Annotated in this window: 17 protein-coding genes and 1 pseudogene; 4 read left to right on the plus strand and 14 right to left on the minus strand. The window is 64.4% G+C overall.

Going from position 1 to position 16,755, the window contains the following annotated elements:
- The 5 genes from SD72_RS15895 to rpsF form a co-directional block, all read right to left on the minus strand.
- Window positions 1–605: DnaB-like helicase N-terminal domain-containing protein (locus SD72_RS15895; protein ID WP_042545450.1), on the minus strand; the 605-nt coding region annotated here is incomplete at its 3' end.
- Between the two features lie 615 nt (window positions 606–1,220).
- Entirely contained in the window at window positions 1,221–1,670 is a 450-nt protein-coding gene (gene rplI, locus SD72_RS15900; RefSeq protein WP_042545451.1) for a 50S ribosomal protein L9, read from the minus strand.
- Window positions 1,671–1,682: 12 nt separating this feature from the next.
- Window positions 1,683–1,943 carry a 30S ribosomal protein S18 gene (rpsR, locus tag SD72_RS15905; protein WP_042545452.1) on the minus strand — a complete coding sequence of 87 codons (261 nt, stop codon included), beginning with the start codon at window positions 1,941–1,943 and terminating at the stop codon, window positions 1,683–1,685.
- 53 nt (window positions 1,944–1,996) lie between these two features.
- A complete protein-coding gene (ssb, locus tag SD72_RS15910) occupies window positions 1,997–2,545 on the minus strand; it encodes a single-stranded DNA-binding protein (RefSeq protein WP_042545453.1) in 549 nt (182 codons plus the stop codon).
- 3 nt (window positions 2,546–2,548) lie between these two features.
- On the minus strand, window positions 2,549–2,911 hold the full coding sequence (rpsF, locus tag SD72_RS15915) for a 30S ribosomal protein S6 (protein ID WP_042545454.1): 363 nt from the start codon (window positions 2,909–2,911) through the stop codon (window positions 2,549–2,551).
- 143 nt (window positions 2,912–3,054) lie between these two features.
- Between rpsF and SD72_RS15920 the strand changes: the two genes are divergently transcribed.
- Window positions 3,055–4,269 (plus strand): glycosyltransferase, encoded by a 1,215-nt coding sequence (locus SD72_RS15920; protein WP_042545455.1) that lies wholly within the window; start codon window positions 3,055–3,057, stop codon window positions 4,267–4,269.
- A 64-nt stretch (window positions 4,270–4,333) separates the two neighbouring features.
- On the opposite strand, the gene SD72_RS15925 is transcribed toward SD72_RS15920, so the two are convergent.
- The 3 genes from SD72_RS15925 to SD72_RS15935 all read right to left on the minus strand — a co-directional run bounded on the left by SD72_RS15925 (window position 4,334) and on the right by SD72_RS15935 (window position 7,771).
- Window positions 4,334–5,401, minus strand: a complete 1,068-nt coding sequence (locus SD72_RS15925) for an inositol-3-phosphate synthase (RefSeq protein ID WP_042545456.1) — start codon at window positions 5,399–5,401, stop codon at window positions 4,334–4,336.
- Between the two features lie 83 nt (window positions 5,402–5,484).
- Window positions 5,485–6,309, minus strand: a complete 825-nt coding sequence (locus SD72_RS15930; protein WP_232299831.1) for a PIG-L family deacetylase — start codon at window positions 6,307–6,309, stop codon at window positions 5,485–5,487.
- Window positions 6,310–6,316: 7 nt separating this feature from the next.
- Complete coding sequence (locus tag SD72_RS15935; RefSeq protein ID WP_042545457.1) at window positions 6,317–7,771, minus strand: CCA tRNA nucleotidyltransferase; 1,455 nt, start codon at window positions 7,769–7,771, stop codon at window positions 6,317–6,319.
- A gap of 1,866 nt (window positions 7,772–9,637) precedes the next feature.
- Here SD72_RS15935 and SD72_RS18735 point away from each other — a divergent pair.
- The 3 genes and pseudogenes from SD72_RS18735 to trxA form a co-directional block, all read left to right on the plus strand.
- Window positions 9,638–10,054, plus strand: a pseudogene (locus tag SD72_RS18735) (DUF6049 family protein); the annotation flags it as partial.
- A gap of 59 nt (window positions 10,055–10,113) precedes the next feature.
- Window positions 10,114–11,073 (plus strand): thioredoxin-disulfide reductase, encoded by a 960-nt coding sequence (gene trxB, locus SD72_RS15945; protein WP_042545459.1) that lies wholly within the window; start codon window positions 10,114–10,116, stop codon window positions 11,071–11,073.
- A 2-nt stretch (window positions 11,074–11,075) separates the two neighbouring features.
- Window positions 11,076–11,429, plus strand: a complete 354-nt coding sequence (trxA, locus tag SD72_RS15950) for a thioredoxin (RefSeq protein ID WP_269745601.1) — start codon at window positions 11,076–11,078, stop codon at window positions 11,427–11,429.
- 86 nt (window positions 11,430–11,515) lie between these two features.
- Here trxA and SD72_RS15955 read toward each other — a convergent pair whose 3' ends face one another.
- The 6 genes from SD72_RS15955 to yidC all read right to left on the minus strand — a co-directional run.
- Window positions 11,516–12,766: an MFS transporter gene (locus SD72_RS15955; RefSeq protein WP_042545461.1), complete on the minus strand. Its 1,251-nt coding sequence runs from the start codon at window positions 12,764–12,766 to the stop codon at window positions 11,516–11,518.
- 295 nt (window positions 12,767–13,061) lie between these two features.
- A complete protein-coding gene (locus tag SD72_RS15960) occupies window positions 13,062–14,069 on the minus strand; it encodes a ParB/RepB/Spo0J family partition protein (protein ID WP_042545462.1) in 1,008 nt (335 codons plus the stop codon).
- Between the two features lies 1 nt (window position 14,070).
- Window positions 14,071–14,967 carry a ParA family protein gene (locus SD72_RS15965; protein WP_042545463.1) on the minus strand — a complete coding sequence of 299 codons (897 nt, stop codon included), beginning with the start codon at window positions 14,965–14,967 and terminating at the stop codon, window positions 14,071–14,073.
- Window positions 14,960–15,625 (minus strand): 16S rRNA (guanine(527)-N(7))-methyltransferase RsmG, encoded by a 666-nt coding sequence (gene rsmG / locus SD72_RS15970; RefSeq protein ID WP_042545464.1) that lies wholly within the window; start codon window positions 15,623–15,625, stop codon window positions 14,960–14,962. Before rsmG ends, SD72_RS15965 begins: the two co-directional genes overlap by 8 nt.
- 8 nt (window positions 15,626–15,633) lie before the next feature.
- Window positions 15,634–16,134 (minus strand): Jag family protein, encoded by a 501-nt coding sequence (locus SD72_RS15975; protein WP_084767288.1) that lies wholly within the window; start codon window positions 16,132–16,134, stop codon window positions 15,634–15,636.
- An 8-nt stretch (window positions 16,135–16,142) separates the two neighbouring features.
- Window positions 16,143–16,755: membrane protein insertase YidC (gene yidC, locus SD72_RS15980; RefSeq protein ID WP_042545467.1), on the minus strand; the 613-nt coding region annotated here is incomplete at its 5' end.

A 16,755-nucleotide genomic window follows, 5' to 3' on the forward strand; every position in this document is an offset into this window, starting at 1 on the left:
GTCGGGACACCGAGCATGCCTTCTGGCATGGAGTTTGCGCGGTGGATCTCTTCGATTGCCGCATCGACCGCGAGCGACAGCGGAACGTAATCCTCACTCTGTGCTTCGCCGGTGACACCGTAAATTTCGGACTGCGCCGTGTTCACAAGGTCGAGCGCTTCGCCCTCGCCGGCGTAACCCATCTGAACGATGCGCGTGCCTGCTTCGACGAGGCGTCGCAGCAGGGCCTTCTCACCGACGATGTCTGCGTAGAAGCCGGCGTTCGCGGCCGTCGGCACGATGCTGGTGAGCGTGTGGAGATACTCCGCTCCGCCGGCGCGCTGGAGGTCACCCGTCTTCGACAGTGCGTCGGTGACGGTGATCACATCGGTCGGCTCGCCCTGCGAGTACAGCGAAAGCACGGCCTCGTAGATGACCTCGTGCTTTGGTACGTAGAAATCGTGGCCCTTGAGCACACCGGTGACGTCGGCTACGGCGTCTTTCGACAGCAGCATGCCACCGAGCGCGCTCTGCTCTGCAAGCAGGTCGTACGGCGGGGTGCGTTCGTATTCATGCCCCCGCTGCTCTTCGTCGGGAGATGCGATGCCCAAATGCGCAATCGACACGGTCAGGACTCCTTCTGTGAGGCGTGGTCTCGTTACCTGTTGATGACATACCAGACCTCAGACATTCACCGTAGGTGCACCCCGCAGTGGGCTCAAACGGAGGGGTGTGCAGCCTGTGGATAACTATGTGCATAAGCGACGGGGTTACGCCAAATCTTGTCCACACACGTGGGGATAACTTGTGGATAGTTTTGGGAGATGCCGCCAGACATGCCGTCTGACCTGGGCTTTACTCTTTCCACATTGGAAAAGTTATTCAACCTTCAGGTACAGCTTGAATGTTGTGTGCGGCCCGGGCGTGTGGACAAGTAGAGGGCCGCTCGAGCCCCAAACTGCTGGTTCCCTGACCGGCGAGTATTCCAGTAGTTCACGCGCCGTTCAGCCGCCAGGAGCCCGTAGGCGCGCGAACACTGCCCAGGTGGTGTGCACGCTGGCAACCCCCGAGTTCCGGGCGCACGTCGCCGCACAGGAGCCCGCTTTGCCCACCTGTCACGGCCCACAGCCCCGCCCACAGCTCACAGCCCGCCCATGGCCCAACGCCGGGAACGCAAAAGGCGGGGCCGGTTCCCGAAGGAACCAGACCCCGCCCGTTGTGTGGTGCGGAAAAATCGCAGCTTAGCGCTGCGAGATGACCTGCAGCGTGACCTCAGCGTCGACACCCTCGTGGAGGTGGATCGTTGCCTTGTACTCACCGGTCGACTTGATCGACGGGAGTGAGATCTTGCGCTTGTCGACCTCGCCGAGGCCTGCATCCGAGACGGCAGCAGCAACTGCGGCCGGCTTGATTGCACCGAAGAGGCGTCCGCCAACTCCGGCCTTCGAGTGGAGGCGGATCTTCGACGACTCGAGGGTCGCCTTCAGCGCCTGCGCGTCCTCGACCGATGCGAGCGCGCGAGCCTCGCGCGCTGCCTGAAGCTGTGCAACCTGGGCCGCGCCACCGCGGGTCCAGTTCACCGCGAAGCCCTGGGGCACGAGGTAGTTGCGTGCGTAGCCGTTCTTGACCTCGACGACGTCACCTGCGGAACCGAGGCCACGGACCTCGTGCGTGAGAATTACTTTCGACATGATGCTCTCTCCTTAGCGGCCGGAACCGGCGTAGGGGAGGAGAGCCATCTCGCGGGCGTTCTTCACTGCCTTCGCGATCAAACGCTGCTCCTGGACGGAAACGCCGGTGATACGGCGGGCGCGGATCTTTCCACGCTCGGAAATAAACTTGCGAAGCGTCTGGACGTCCTTGTAATCAATGACGCCAACCGTCTGCTTCTTCGCCGGTGCTGCCGCCTTCGCGTTCTTGCCGCGAGCCGGCTTGCGGCTTGCACCGCTTGACTTGCCTGCCATGTTGGTCTCTTTTCGTGATGCGTTCCGGCGCAAACCGGAACAAAATTGCTGTCTTAGAAGGGCTGCTCGTCGTCGAAGCCGCCACCGAAATCGGAGGAGGTCTTCGGCGCTGCGGATCCACCCTGCTGACCTGAATTGGTCCAGGGGTTCTCCTGCTGCGGCTGTGCCCAGCTGCTCTGGCCTGCTGGCTGAGCGGCGCCACCGGCACCGCCGCCGAAGCCGCCAACCTGGCCGCGTGCCGCGCCGCGCGTCACCTGAGCGGTGGCGAAACGGAGCGACGGCCCAACCTCTTCGACCTCAAGGTCGAGTGAGGTGCGCTGCTGGCCCTGGTTGTCGGTGTAGCTGCGCTGGGTCAGACGACCCTGCACAATGACGCGCATGCCCTTCGTGAGCGACGCCGCAATGTTGTCGGCGTACTCACCGTAGGCGCGGCAGCCAAGCCACAACGCCTCGCCGTCCGACCAGTCGCCGGACTGGCGGTCGCGCACGCGCGGGGTCGAGGCGATGCGGAACGTCACCCACGACTTACCGGCCTGGCTTACGCGAGGCTCAGGATCGGCAACAAGGTTGCCGACGACAGTGATCAGCGGCTCTCCGGCCATGGGCTATGCGCTCGCCTTGGCAGCTGCGCGAGCAGCCTTAGCCTGGTCGCGCTTCGACTGCGCTGCGCGCTGAGCGATGAGCTCGTCTGCACGGAGCACCTTCGTGCGCAGGACAGCCTCGGAGAGACCGAGCTGGCGATCGAGCTCAGCGGTAGCCTCGGGGGTCGCGGTGAAGTTCACAACGACGTAGATCCCCTCGGTGTTCTTGTTGATCTCGTAGGCAAGACGACGCTTGCCCCAGATGTCAACGTTCTCAATCTCGCCGTTCGCGTTGCGAATGACGGTGAGGAACTTCTCCATGCTGGGAGCCACGGTGCGCTCGTCGATACCGGGATCGAGGATCACCATGAGTTCGTAAGGATGCATTACTGACCCACCTCCTTCGGACTTCACGGCCACAGTATTTCTGTGGCAGGAGGGTGTTTTTGCATCGTGCCTGAGCGATCAGCAGAGTGCTTTGCGCACAGACAACCTCAGTAGCCTACCACCTCCAGCCCTAGAGTGGAGCCATGCGGATCGCTCTCGTCTCCATGCACACCTCTCCGTCGGCCCAGCCAGGCTCCGGCGACGCCGGCGGCATGAACGTGGTCGTCGCCGCTGCTGCACGTGCGCTCGCGCTCCGCGGGAACGAGGTTATCGTCGCAACCAGGGCGAGCGAGACGCTCGCTGCGGGGGAGTACCCGCTCGCGGGTGTGTCGGGGGGTCCCGGCGCGCCCCGGCTTGTCGCCATCGACGCCGGCGCGCCGGACCTGGCAAAGGGTGAACTGCCCGGCGTCGTCTCCGACTTCGCCTCCGGGCTTCGTGACCTCGGCCCGTTCGACGCGGTGCACGGGCACTACTGGCTCAGCGGTCTTGCGGCGCACGCGGCGTTCCGCGAGCGTCGCGGCGGCGTTGCCGTAACGTTTCACACCATCGCAGCCCAGAAGAACGCGCGCCTCGCTGCAGGGGACAGGCCGGAACCAGCAGCGCGGATTGCAGCCGAACGATCGCTGACGGCGAGCAGCAGTGTGATCGCCGGGAGCGCGAGCGAGTTGGCAGCGGTATCGGAGCATTACGGCGCCCCCGGATTCGGCGAGGCCGTGGTGCACCCCGGCGTTGACACGGATCTGTTTCGCCCGCTCGCGCGCCCCGCAGCGGATGCGCACACCGAGCAGGCACCTCTGCGGGTGACGGTGCTCGGGCGCGTGCAGCCGCTCAAGGGGCAGGATCTTGCGCTGCGCGCGGCAGCCGAGCTCGCTGCCACCGACCCGAGCCTGTTCGCCAGCACCGAGTGGATCATCGCGGGGGAGCCAACGCCGGGCGCTGAGGGATACGCGGCGGGGTTACGCGAGCTAGCAGACGAGCGGGGGATCGGGGCCAACGTCCGCTTTTTGCCGGCGCAGTCTCGCCCAGCCGCTGCCGCGCTGCTGGCCTCGAGTGACCTCGTGCTCGTGCCGTCGCACTCTGAAACCTTCGGGCTGACGGCGCTCGAGGCAGCTGCGTGCGGGGTGCCGGTTGTGAGCGGCGGGCACACCGGGCTACTGGAGGCTGTGCCAGTGGGGGTGTCTGGGCTGCACGTTGACGGCCGAGATCCCCGCGCGTGGGCGTCGACCGTCGCCACCCTCCTCATGGACGGTGCGCTCCGGGCGCGGCTGGGGGAGTCGGCTCGTCTGTACGCGGAGTCGCACGATTGGCTCGCGCACGCAGCGAAGCTCGAGCGGATCTACGAGCGGCTAGCTGCCTGATTCAGGAGCACCGCGCAACCGGCTGCGGCCGCGGGGTAGTGTCCCTGCGGCCGCACGCGGTTGGTTACGCTCCGGCGAGGTAGGCCTCGAGCTCTGCTCGGGCCTCGTCGTCTGGCTTCTGCACTGGCGGCGACTTCATGAAGTATGCGGAAGCTGCCTCGACCGGACCGCCGTGGCCGCGATCAAGCGCGACCTTCGCGGTGCGGATCGCATCGATCATCGTGCCGGCGGAGTTCGGCGAGTCCCACACTTCGAGCTTGTACTCGAGCATCATCGGCACATCACCGAAGCCGCGGCCCTCCAGCCGCACGAAAGCGAACTTCCGGTCTTCGAGCCACGGCACGTGGTCGCTCGGACCAACGTGCACGTCGCCTGCGTCGAGATCCGCTGAGATGTTCGAGGTCACGGCCTGCGTCTTGGAGATCTTCTTCGAGCGCAACCGGCTGCGCTCGAGCATGTTCTTGAAGTCCATGTTCCCGCCAACATTGAGCTGGTAGGTGTGGTCGAGCGCGATGCCACGGCTCTCGAGCAGGCGCGCGAGCACGCGGTGTGTGATGGTCGCGCCGACCTGGCTCTTGATGTCGTCGCCGACGATCGGCAGGCCTGCCTCGGTGAACTTTGCCGCCCACTCCGGGTCGCTTGCGACGAACACCGGGATCGCATTGACAAACGCGACGCCAGCCTCGAGCGCTGCCTGTGCGTAGAACTTCACGGCTTCTTCGCTGCCGACCGGGAGGTAGCACGCGAGCACCTCAGCGCCGGACTCGCGAAGCGCAGCAACTACGTCGACGGGTGAGGCCGGAGACTCGACGACTGCGTCGCGGTAGTACTCTCCGAGACCGTCGAGCGTCGGGGCGCGAAGCACCTCGAGGCCGATGTGCGGCACATCTGAGAACTTGATGGTGTTGTTGTGCCCAGCCCAGATCGCCTCCGAGAGGTCTTTTCCGACCTTGTCGACATCAACGTCAAACGCGGCGACAAACTCGAGGTCCGACACGTGATACCCACCGAGCCGAACGTGCATCAGTCCGGGGACCTGCGCATCGTCTGCGGCGTCACGGTAGTACTCAACACCCTGCACGAGCGAGCTCACGCAGTTTCCAATTCCCGCGAGGGCGACCTTCACACTCATCGATACCCCAATTTCTTTCTGTGCGGGCAACAAGCCCAAATGCCTACTGTAATCGCCGAATCTCGGCAGGGCCATTTCAGCTGCTACGAAGCAGCAGTGAACCTGAACGTCTCGACCGGTGAAATGGCCTGTCGCTGCCCTCCGACGTGAACGATCTCGTCGCCCTCAACCGTGAGCTGTGTCGCGTGCGCGCGCAGCGCAACCGTCTTCCGGTCGAGCCACGGCGTAATGTCGTGCACCTCGAGCGTCGGCGGCGCGCCGTCGCCGTCGCCGTCCACCGAAGCGTTGCCAGCGGCCGGGCGAGCTTGCTCACCGGATCCTTCGGCTTCCGGGACGATTTCCCAGAATGGTAGATCAAGTGCGTACGCCACCGCGCGCGCGATCCTGTGGGCGTGAACGTGGTCAGGGTGCCCGTACCCGCCGCCGTCGTCATAGCTCACGATCGCACCTGCGGCAGCGTCATGCGCAGCAGCAAGCAGATCGTTCAGGGACTCGACAGCGGGGACGACGGTCAAGGCGTCGGCCGTCGCCTCAGCCCCTGGGCCCGCCAGCCCATCGGCCAGCCACTGCATCCCTGAATCCTCGTAGATCGTTGGCTGCAGCTCGGCCGCGCGCGCAGGCGGAACCCCTAGGAAGACATGCCGCTCGACACCGAGCATTGCCAGCGCGGCGGTGAGCTCTGCCTGTCGGTGCGGGGCAAGGCCGTCGGTGCCCTGGAGTTGCGAGAACGGTCCGGACACCACCTCTCCGCGCTCCCCGCGGGTAAGGGTCACCAGGAGCGGCTCAAGGCCAGCCTCGGCAAGCGCGGCGAGCGTTCCGCCCGTCGCAATCGTCTCGTCATCCGGGTGCGCGTGGACAAACATCACGCGCTTCGCGCCCCCGAACCAGGCAGCAACTTCAGTATTCACGTGTGACCTAACCTTCCGAGCCAGCAGTCTGTTCCCGGTACCAGGCGAGCAGACGCTGCGTCGCTGCTTCCTCACCGATGACGCCCTCATCGAGTCGAACCTCAAGCAGGTACGCATAGGCGCGTCCGACGAGCGGCCCCGGTGGGATCTCAAGCAGCCGCATAATTGCGGCCCCATCGAGCTCAGGCCGCACCGCGGCAAGCTCCTCCTGCTCCGCGAGCTCCGTGATCCGCCGCTCGATGTCATCGTATGCGTGCTCAAGGCGCTCAGCCTTTCGCCGGTTGCGCGTCGTCACATCCGCACGGGTGAGAATGTGCAACTGTTCGAGCTCGCCCCCGGCATCGCGCACGTAGCGCCGCACAGCGGAGTCAGTCCACTGCTGGTCGCTGTACCCGAAGAAGCGCAGGTGCAGCTCGACGAGCCGCGCAACACGCTTGATGGTGGAGTTATCGAAGCGAAGTTCCCTGAGTCGTTTCTTCGCGAGCTTCGCGCCAACGATGTCGTGGTGGTGGAACGTGACTCCGCCGCCCTCGAAGCGGCGCGTCGCAGGCTTCCCAATGTCGTGGAGAAGCGCGGCGAGGCGCAGCACAAGATCCGGCGCGGCCGGCTCCTCCACCTCAGGGTCGCGGCGTGCAGCCTCGAGCTCGATGGCCTGCCGCAGAACGGTCAGGCTGTGCTCATAGACGTCCTTGTGTCGGCCATGGTCGTCCTGAGTGGCCACGAGCTCGACGAGCTCTGGGAGGAACCGCGCGGCGAGCCCTGTGTCCACGAGCAGCCTGATTCCCGGCAGGGGATCAGCCGTGAGGAGCAGCTTCGTGAGCTCGTCACGGATCCGCTCTGCCGAGATGATGTCGAGCCGCTCACTGAAACGCACCATCGCCGCTTCGGTCTCCGGCGCAACCTCGAATCCCAACTGCGAGGCGAACCTCGCAGCCCTGAGCATGCGGAGCGGATCGTCCGTGAACGAAGCTTCCGGGGAGGCCGGTGTGACGATCCGCCCGGCAATGAGGTCCTCCACGCCGCCGGCCACATCAACAAGCCGGAGTTCAGGCAGCATGAGCGCAAGCGCATTCATCGTGAAGTCACGCCGCACGAGATCACCGTCAATGGTGTCGCCGAAGCTCACCTCGGGCTTGCGCGAGTCGTCCCGGTACGTGTCTGCCCTGTAGGTGGTGATCTCCACCTGCTCACCGTTGATCTGCGCCGCGATCGTGCCGAAGTCGCGACCAACGTCCCAGATATTTTTCGTCAGCGACTCGAGTACCGCGCGGGTCTCGTCGGGTCGGGCAGAGGTGGTGAAATCGAGGTCGGTCACCGCTCTTCCGAGCATCGCGTCCCGCACCGGCCCGCCAACCAGAGCGAACTCGTGTCCAGCGTCGGCAAAGGCAAGCGACAGGGTTGCCACAGGCTGCGACTCGGCAATGTGACGGAGCGCGGTCATCGATTCTGCGAGAGAAAGCACCCACTCAGGGTACCTGGGTCGAGACCTCTCTACACTTACTCACATGCGAGTACTCCGGCGACCGAGGGCATTGGCGGCCGTATTGATTGCTGGCGCGCTCCTTGCCAGCGGCGCGTCACTGCCAACACTGCGGGCAGCGGCCAACACTCCAGAGCCGACAGATGAGGCGGTCGAGGCCGCCCCCGAACAGCTCGAACTCATCGTCGCGCCCGAAGCGCCCGTGCTCACACAGGCTGACACCGAAGCCCGCTTCACCGTGCTGCTGCGCAATGAGAGCGACGTCACCGCACCCGAAGGCTCAGTCGAGCTCGCACTCGGGCAACCACTCACCGGGCCAAGCGCGACGCAACCGGCCGCAACGGTGCCTGAGGAGCCTGCTGGCGGTGAGGGCCAAGCGGCGACGCCCCGGACCATCATCGCGACCGTCGCAATCGATGCTGTTGCGGCAGGTGGCGAACAGAGCGCGACCGTCGCCGTGCCCATCAAGGACATCCCCGTCTTCACTGCTGCGAGCCGCGGCGTGTACCCGCTCTACGCGACATACGCCGCAAGCGACTCGGCCGTAGCCACCCCGCTCACGACGTTCAGCCCGCTCGTGTGGGAGGGGCCCGACACCGCAGCGAAGGTGAAGCTCGCAACGATCGTGCCGCTCACGCTCCCTTCGAGTGTGCAATCGATGCCAAGCCGCCCACAGCTGAGCGAAGCAATTCCCCGGCTCGACGCACTCCTCGAATACGCGCAGGCCTCACAGTCCGTGCTCGCCATCGACCCGCGCATCGTCGCCGCGATCCGCGGGTACGGAACCGAGGCGCCACGCGCTGCCACCGAGCTACTCGAGAAGCTCGAAACAACAACGCTTCCCAGCTTCCTACTGCAATTTGGTGACGCTGATCCCGCCGCGCAGGCCGCGCTCGGGCTCGAAGCACTGCTCCAGCCAGCCGGCTTCGAATTCGTCACGCGATTCGGCGCGTGGGAGCCGGCGACCGCACCGGATGAGCAGACCGGGGAGGGCGCAGACGATCCGACCAACGCCGACCCGCAAGATCCCACGGGCGATGGGCCAGGATCCACCGGTGGCCCAGCGCAGCCAGACGACGCGACCGCACCCAACAACGAGCCGGCTTCTGACGAGCCAGACGAGCCCGCTGACCCCGCTGACAGCGATCCTTCGCCAGACGCGCCACAACCGCCCCCGAGCGACGAAGAACTGACCGCGTGGGATCACGGGCTGGCTGGCGCCTGGCCGGCTGCTGGCCAGGCGAGCAACCGCACCCTAGCGCTGCTGCGCGGGGCTGGCCTCGACCTCACCGTCCTCTCCTCAGACAACGTTCGGCTCGCCGGCGGCCCGCGCGCAACGCTCGGGGATGGCACGGTACTCGTCACCGACGCAGAACTCGACACGGCCGTACGCCTCTCGATGACAGGGCAGACGGACACGGAACGGGCCCTCGGCCGCGCACAGGCAGCTGCACGGATCGCCCTCGCAGCAAGCTCTGGCATCGAGGGCCTCATTCTCGGCGTCGATCGCGGCGGCGCTGCCGAAGCAACGCACCCTGAGGACATCCTCGAATCCCTCACGGGCGAGCGCTGGATCGACACGGTCGCGCCAGCGGGACAGCCAGCAGGAACCGCGCAACTCATCGCTGGAACCCCCGACGAAGAGCGCATCGAGCTGCTCGGCACCGCGCTCGAGAACGAAGCAGATGTCCTCGAAATCCGGGCGCTCCTGGCTGACCCCGAGTACCTCGACAGCTACCAGCGGCAGCGTCTCCTCACCCTGTTCGGTACGAAGAACGCTGTTCCGAGGCGAACTTCCCGGCGGTCGCAGCGCAGTTCGCCAAGCGCGACGGCGAGCTACGCGAAGGCGTTCGGCTCGTTGACACGAAACGCGCCCAGCTCGTCGGCGGATCAACGCGGATCCCCATTCAGCTGCGCAATTCGTTGCCGTTCGACGTCGTGGTCTCGCTCGAGGTGGCACCGACGTCGGCTGCGCTCGCTCTGCCCGAGCGACACTTCACAGACATTCACCTTCCTGAGGATTCGAGCGAACACGTACTCGTCCCAACGAACAGCCGCGTCTCCTCTGGCGAGTCGGCGCTGCTGCTCTCCGTATCAAGCCTTGACGGCGAATTTACGGCGTCAACCGGGCGACTTGAAGTCGCAATCAGTAGCGCAGTCGAGACCGTAGCAATTACGCTCCTCGGCACCGCAGCTGCCCTGCTGTTCGGCTTCGGCATCTGGCGTAGCGTCCGAAGGCGCAAGTCACTCAGCCCACGGGAATAGCTCGGCTTTAGGATGGGTTGTACCGCCTACCAGCCACACGGCACAGCATAAGGAGAATCATGCGCGAGGTCATCATCATCGGCTCAGGCCCTGCGGGGTTTACGGCAGCAATCTACGCTGCGCGAGCCGAACTCACCCCGCTGCTCTTCGCGAGCCAGGTGAGCATGGGCGGAGAGCTCATGAACACCACCGACGTTGAGAACTTCCCCGGGTTCCCCGAAGGCATCCAGGGGCCCGACCTCATGCAGAAGATGCAGGAGCAGGCGGAGCGCTTCGGCACGGAGGTCGTGTACGACGACATCTCCGAGGTCGACTTCACCGGTGAGATCAAGCGACTCACCGACACGAACGGCACCGTACACGAAGCGCGCTCCGTGATTTTCGCCACGGGTTCCGCGTACCGCAAGCTTGGCGTCGAAGGTGAAGAGCGACTCTCGGGCCACGGGGTGTCCTGGTGCGCAACCTGCGATGGCTTCTTCTTCCGCGACAAGACGATCGCGGTCGTCGGCGGCGGCGACTCAGCGATGGAGGAGGCAACATTCCTCACCCGCTTCGCGAAGAAGGTCTACGTGATCCACCGCCGCGACTCGCTCAAGGCGTCGAAGATCATGCAGCAGCGCGCCTTCGACAACGAGAAGATCGAGTTCATTTGGAACTCAGAGGTCGCAGAGATCCACGGCGAGTCCTCCGCCGATCGCCTGACGCTGCGCAACACCGTGGACGGCACGGAAAGCGAACTCCCCATCGAGGGGCTCTTTGTTGCTGTCGGCAACGACCCGCGCACCCACCTCGTGCACGGCAAGCTCGATCTCACCGATGAGGGAACAATCGCTGTCGAGGGCCGCTCATCGCAGACCTCAGCCTCAGGCGTATTCGCAGCTGGCGACGTCATCGACCCGAGCTACCGCCAGGCAGTTACCGCTGCTGCCTCGGGCACCGTCGCAGCACTTGACGCCGAGCGTTACCTCGCCGCGCTCGACGGCGCAGCGCAGCCAGAAGCTGCCGCAGTAGCTGGCTAACCATCCACCGTCAGAATGACAGGAGTCTCACCATGAGCGAACCAATCAACGTCGACGAGCAGACCTTCGAGAAGGTTGTACTGCAGAGCGAAATCCCCGTCCTTGTCGACTTCTGGGCAGCATGGTGTGGCCCCTGCCGCGCCGTCGCGCCGGTACTCGCTGAGATCGCGAAAGAGCAAGAGGGCAAGCTGCGGATCGTCAAGCTCAATGTCGACGAAAACCCGGCGCTTGCCGCGCAGTACCGCATCACCTCAATCCCAGCGATGAAGGTGTTCCAGGGCGGCGAAGAGGTGCGTGAGATCATCGGCGCAATGCCCAAGCAGATGATCGAGAACGAGCTCACCGGAATTATCTAAGCGGGCTTCGGACCGCAGTCGCGTTCGCGCTCACTCACGCGTAATCGAGGAGCGCGAACGCGGCCGAACCGGGGCCTTTGCCCCGTTCAGTCACCCACCTCGTCCGCGCGCTGAGTACCGCTCGTGTCGTTCCTGTGACGGACAAACAAGCTGGTCGATACGACCAGCAGGGGGAGCAGCAGCGCACCGGCCGCCGCATTTAAGAGTTCAAACCCTCCCAGCTCGAGCACCAGGCCAGAGCACGCCGCTGCCGCTGCCGCTGCGAAGTTCATGAGCGAATCGCTCACGCCCTGCAGTTGCACTCGCTGTTCCGGGGCTGTTGATCGTGTGAGCAGCGCCGATCCTCCGATGATCCCCGCCGACCACCCGAGGCCGAGGAGCGCGAGCGCGATCATCACGAGCATCATGTCGTCTCCCTGACTGGCCGCGACGACCCCACAGGCGACGGCTCCTAAAGAGATGCCGACCCCTATGAAGATCACCGGTATCTCCCCGAGTAAATCGGTGAGCCATCCGAAAATCGGGCTCGCGCCATACATGCCGAAGATGTGCACGCTGATGACGATACCCACAGCATCGAGCCCGTGCCCGCTGATCGTCATGTGCATCGGCGTCATGACCATAATCGCGACCATCACCGTGTGTGAAGTCACGACGGACAGCAGCCCAACAACGGCGCCTGGACTGCGCACCGCAGACTCCAGCACCGCCATCGTGCCGACCCGTTGCGAGGCCGGTCGTGGCCCCGCAGGTGCCTGAGGTTCGCGCCCGCCGAGGAACACCGAAAGTAGGATAGCCGCTCCAGCGAACGCCACGAGGGAGAAGATGAACGGCCCGGAAAGCGGTGCGATGCCAAGGAGTTCGCCCACATCGCTTCCCAGCTGCGACAGGTTGGGCCCCGCCACCGACCCGACAGTCGTGGACCAGAGCACAATTGACATCGCACGACCCCCGAACTGGGGCGCAACCGCCTCGGAAGCGGCAAATCGCGCCTGCAGCCCCGCCGCCGTCGCCACCCCGAACAGCGCGAGGCCAACAAATAGGGCGACCAGCCCAAAACGCGGCGACAGCAGCACGATGCCAGCGCCCACCACCGCGACTGTATAGCCCGTTGTGAGCGCAACGGACCGCCCCTTTCGTTGCGCCAGCTGGGCGAGCGGAATGGCCGATAGGCCAGCGCCGAGCACAGCCGACGTCTGCGCGAAACCTGCGATCGCAACCGTGCCGCTGAGACCCTCCGCGAGGAGCCCGCCGACCGCAACGCCTGAGGCCACACCTACGCCGGCGAGCAACTGGCTCACGATCAGCGTGAGCAGCGTGCGCGCCGACTCCTTCATCTGAGTGCTACCGAGCGCGCTACCGCACCGATGCCCGCTGCCCGGATATGGTTTCCAGCGCGCTCCCAGAGCTCACGAGACGGCGTCGCAGAACCATCGTTCCTCCTCCGTCAGGCGAAGCACTCGGCGGCTCACGCTCGCAGTGTCTGGTTACCCAGGACGCTATGTCACCTTTTCGATGGAGTCAAGGAATGGCGGAATGTGGCGACGGTTCGGGTGCGAATGATCGCCGATCAGGGCCCGGCTGTGCGTTCGGGCTTTGCTTCGCAGACCGGTTGTCCGGGGGTCGAGCAGGCTAGTGAAAGCCTGGATCGCCCAACTCTTCGAGAATGCGCTTCAGGTCAGCGATGGTCGCGAAATCGATCGAGATCTGACCCTTTTTCGCACCGAGCTTCACCGCTACGCGAGTGTCGAAGCGGTCGCCGAGGCGATCCGCAATCTCAGAAAGCTGTGCTTGGACGGCTCCTGGGCGTGCCTTCGGCGATCGACGCTTGGGTGTTTCGCCGGCTACCGCCTCCGCCGAACGTACCGAGAGTCCCTCATTCACAATGCGATCGGAGAGTGATTGCATCGCCTGCACATCGCCGTCGAGAGAGAGGATAGCGCGGGCGTGACCGGCGGAGAGCACTCCGGCTGCGACGCGAGCCTGCACCGGCTCCGGGAGCTTCAGCAGGCGGATCGTGTTCGAGATCTGTGGCCGTGACCGCCCAATTCGCTCGGCGAGCTGCTCTTGCGTGATCCCAAAGTCAGCGAGAAGCTGCTGGTACGCCGACGCCTCCTCAAGAGGGTTGAGCTGCGCGCGATGGAGGTTCTCGAGCAGTGCGTCGCGCAGCATGTGCTCGTCCGCAGTCGAGCGTACGATCGCCGGGATGGTTTTGAGACCCGCACGCTTGGATGCGCGCAGGCGTCGCTCACCCATGATGAGTTCAAAGTGGGCGCCGGAACGAGGCTTCGGGACGATCTCGCGAACGACGATCGGTTGAAACACGCCGAACTCGCGCACCGAGTGGGTGAGCTCGTCGAGGGCTTCCTCATCGAACTCGGTTCGCGGCTGCAACTGGTTGGGCACGATGTCCGAGACGCTCAGTGAGCGCAACTCTGCTCCGGGAACTTCCACCAAGGAATCCTCCGTCTGTGGTGTTGCTCCGGCGATGTCGCTTGCCTGGTCGCCCGCTGCCGGCGTGGTCACCGCCGCGGCTGCGGCTGGGAAGAACACGTCCACGGGACGCTCGCCCTCCGAGGGGGACTGAGGAATGAGTGCGCCGATCCCACGGCCAAGACCACTCCGCTTTTTCGTTGCCATCCTAGACTCCCTCATTGTCGAGCTTGCTGCCTGTACCGCGTTCGGCTATCTCGGCAGCTGCCTCGAGGTAAGCGAGCGCACCAATCGATGCGCTGTCGTATTCGTGAACCGTCTGCCCGTAGCTCGGGGCCTCCGAGATGCGCACGGACCGGGGGATAACCGCGTCGAGCACTTCCTTCGGGAAATGCTCCCGTACCTCGTTCGCGACCTCCTGAGCAAGGTTGGTGCGCGCGTCGTACATGGTGAGCAGAATCGTCGATACCTGAAGTGTTGGGTTCAGGTGCTTCTGGATCAACTGAATATTTCCCAGTAGCTGGCTTAGTCCCTCCAGTGCGTAGTACTCGCACTGGATCGGAATGAGGACTTCGCTGCCCGCGACGAAGGCGTTGACCGTGAGCAGACCGAGCGACGGCGGGCAGTCAATAAACACGTAATGGTACTTGCGCTCGGAGGACTCGAGGAACGCGGTGAGCGCGGTGCGTAGCCGCTGCTCCCGGGCGACGAGAGAGACTAGCTCGATTTCGGCACCAGCAAGGTGAATGGTCGAGGGGACGCAACTCAGGTTCTCGTGATCGCTCGACTCCTGCAGTGCCTCGGCAATGGTCGCGTCGCCCAACAAGACCTCGTAGACGCTTGTGGTCTCTGGCCGGTGAGGGACACCGAGAGCGGTTGACGCGTTGCCCTGCGGATCGAGATCGATGACCAGTACGTTCGCGCCGCGGCGAGCAAGTGCCGATGCGAGGTTCACCGTCGTGGTCGTCTTGCCCACGCCACCCTTTTGGTTGGAAACCGTGATGATCCTCGTGCGCTCGGGCAGGGGAGACGGGGTGTTCTGCAGATGCTTGCGTCGCTTAATTTTGTCCTCGAGATGGTCGGCGACGAGTGGTTTCTCAGCCATGAGTACCTACTCTAGCTCGGAACACGCGGGTCGTTTCGGAAAGCTGGTCAGCACCGAGCTCGGCCACCTCGATGTCGCGCAGTTTGAACTTCCGCAACACCTTCTGGGCGGCCTCAATCTCCTCATGGATTGCAGCACCCTTGAGGAAGAGCAATTCGCCCTCTTCGCGAAGCAGCGGTGCCGTGAGCGGAACCAACTTGCGCAGTGCTGTGACCGCACGCGCGGTGACGTAGTCCGCCTCAAACGCGCCGTGGAACTCCTCGGCCCTGCCGCGCTTCACGTGCGTATTGGTCAACCCAAGGCGGTCGATTTGTTCGCCGAGCCAGGCGCAACGGCGCTCCATCGGTTCAACGAGGTAGAACTCAACATCGGGGCGAATGATGCCCAGAACGAGGCCGGGCATCCCGCCGCCCGTTCCGATGTCAGCAACGCGCGTTCCGGGGTGAATCAGGGGTGCAAGCACCGCGCTGTTCAGCAGGTGACGTGTCCAGAGCCGGGGGAGTTCGAGCGGCCCGATGAGACCGAGCTCCTCGCCGCGCGCGGCGAGGTCCGCTGCAAACGCGCGGAGCACGTCAATGCGGTCGCCCGCGAGTTCTGCGGCTGCTGCTGGCTCGACCTCTAGCGCAGTGGCTGCCGAGTCGAGATCGTCGTGTTTCACGTGAAACCCTACTGTGCGGCGCGAATGACGAGCCGGCGACTCTTTCCCTCGCCCTGCGATCCCGAGTAATAGCCCCGCTCGGCGACCTGGTCGTGAACGAGCTTTCGCTCGTACGAGGACATCGGCTCGAGGCGAACCTCTTCGCGACCAGCGGCAATCTGCGCGATCGCAGAGTCGACGAGACCGACGAGCTGCTCCTCGCGCGCAACGCGGGATCCAGCAACATCGATGATGAGCCGCGAGAAGCGGCCGGTCTTCGCCTGTACTGCGAGGCGGGTCAGGTCTTGCAACGCTTGCACGGTATCGGGGTTTGCCAGGCTATCGATGCTCTGGCCGCCCCCGGTCACCGAAACATAGGCCCTGCCGTTCTCTACGGTGATGTCGAGATCACCGTCAAGATCAGCAATGTCGAGCAATCCCTCGAGATAGTCCGCGGCGAGGTCGCCATCAGACTCAAGGGTCTCAAGAGTGACCTCTTCGACCTCGGAGAATTCACGCTCTTCGCTCACGGGCGTCCTCACTTGCTCTTCTTCTTCGCGCGCTTAGCGCTCACTGGCTGCTGCCGCTGACCCTGTGGCTGAGCCGTTGTGGTCGGCGTCTCAGTCTCGTCCTCAGTCAGCTTACCCTTTGCCTTGAGTCGTGCCTGGCGGGTGCGCCATGCTTCGGAACCGGGGTTCGGCATGGTGTTGATGACGATGCCCTGCTGCGCCATGGTCCAGATGTTCGAGGTCATCCAGTAGATGTTGAGCGCGAGCGGGAAGGTGACGCCGGAGAACAGGAAGGCGAAGGGGATGATGTAGAGCAGAATCTTCTGCTGGCGGTACATCGGTGAGTTCTTCGTCTCGTCAGAAACGTTCTTCGACATGATCTGCAGCTGAGTGAAGAACTGTGAGGCGATCATGAGAATGACGATCGCGCCGAGGAGGCCAACGACTACCCAGTTCTGCGACTCCCAACCCTGGGTGAAGTTCATCTTCAGTGGAGCACCGAAAATCGTTGCCTGGTTGAAGCTATCCGTGAGCTCACGGTTCATGAGGCCGATTCCGACGGTGTTCTCAGACGCCTTGCGGAGCACGTAGAACAGCGAGAAGAAGATCGGCATCTGAATGAGGATCGGGAGGCACGACGCA

The sequence above is a fragment of the Leucobacter komagatae genome, from assembly GCF_000834055.1.
Taxonomy (GTDB): Bacteria; Actinomycetota; Actinomycetes; order Actinomycetales; family Microbacteriaceae; genus Leucobacter; species Leucobacter komagatae_A.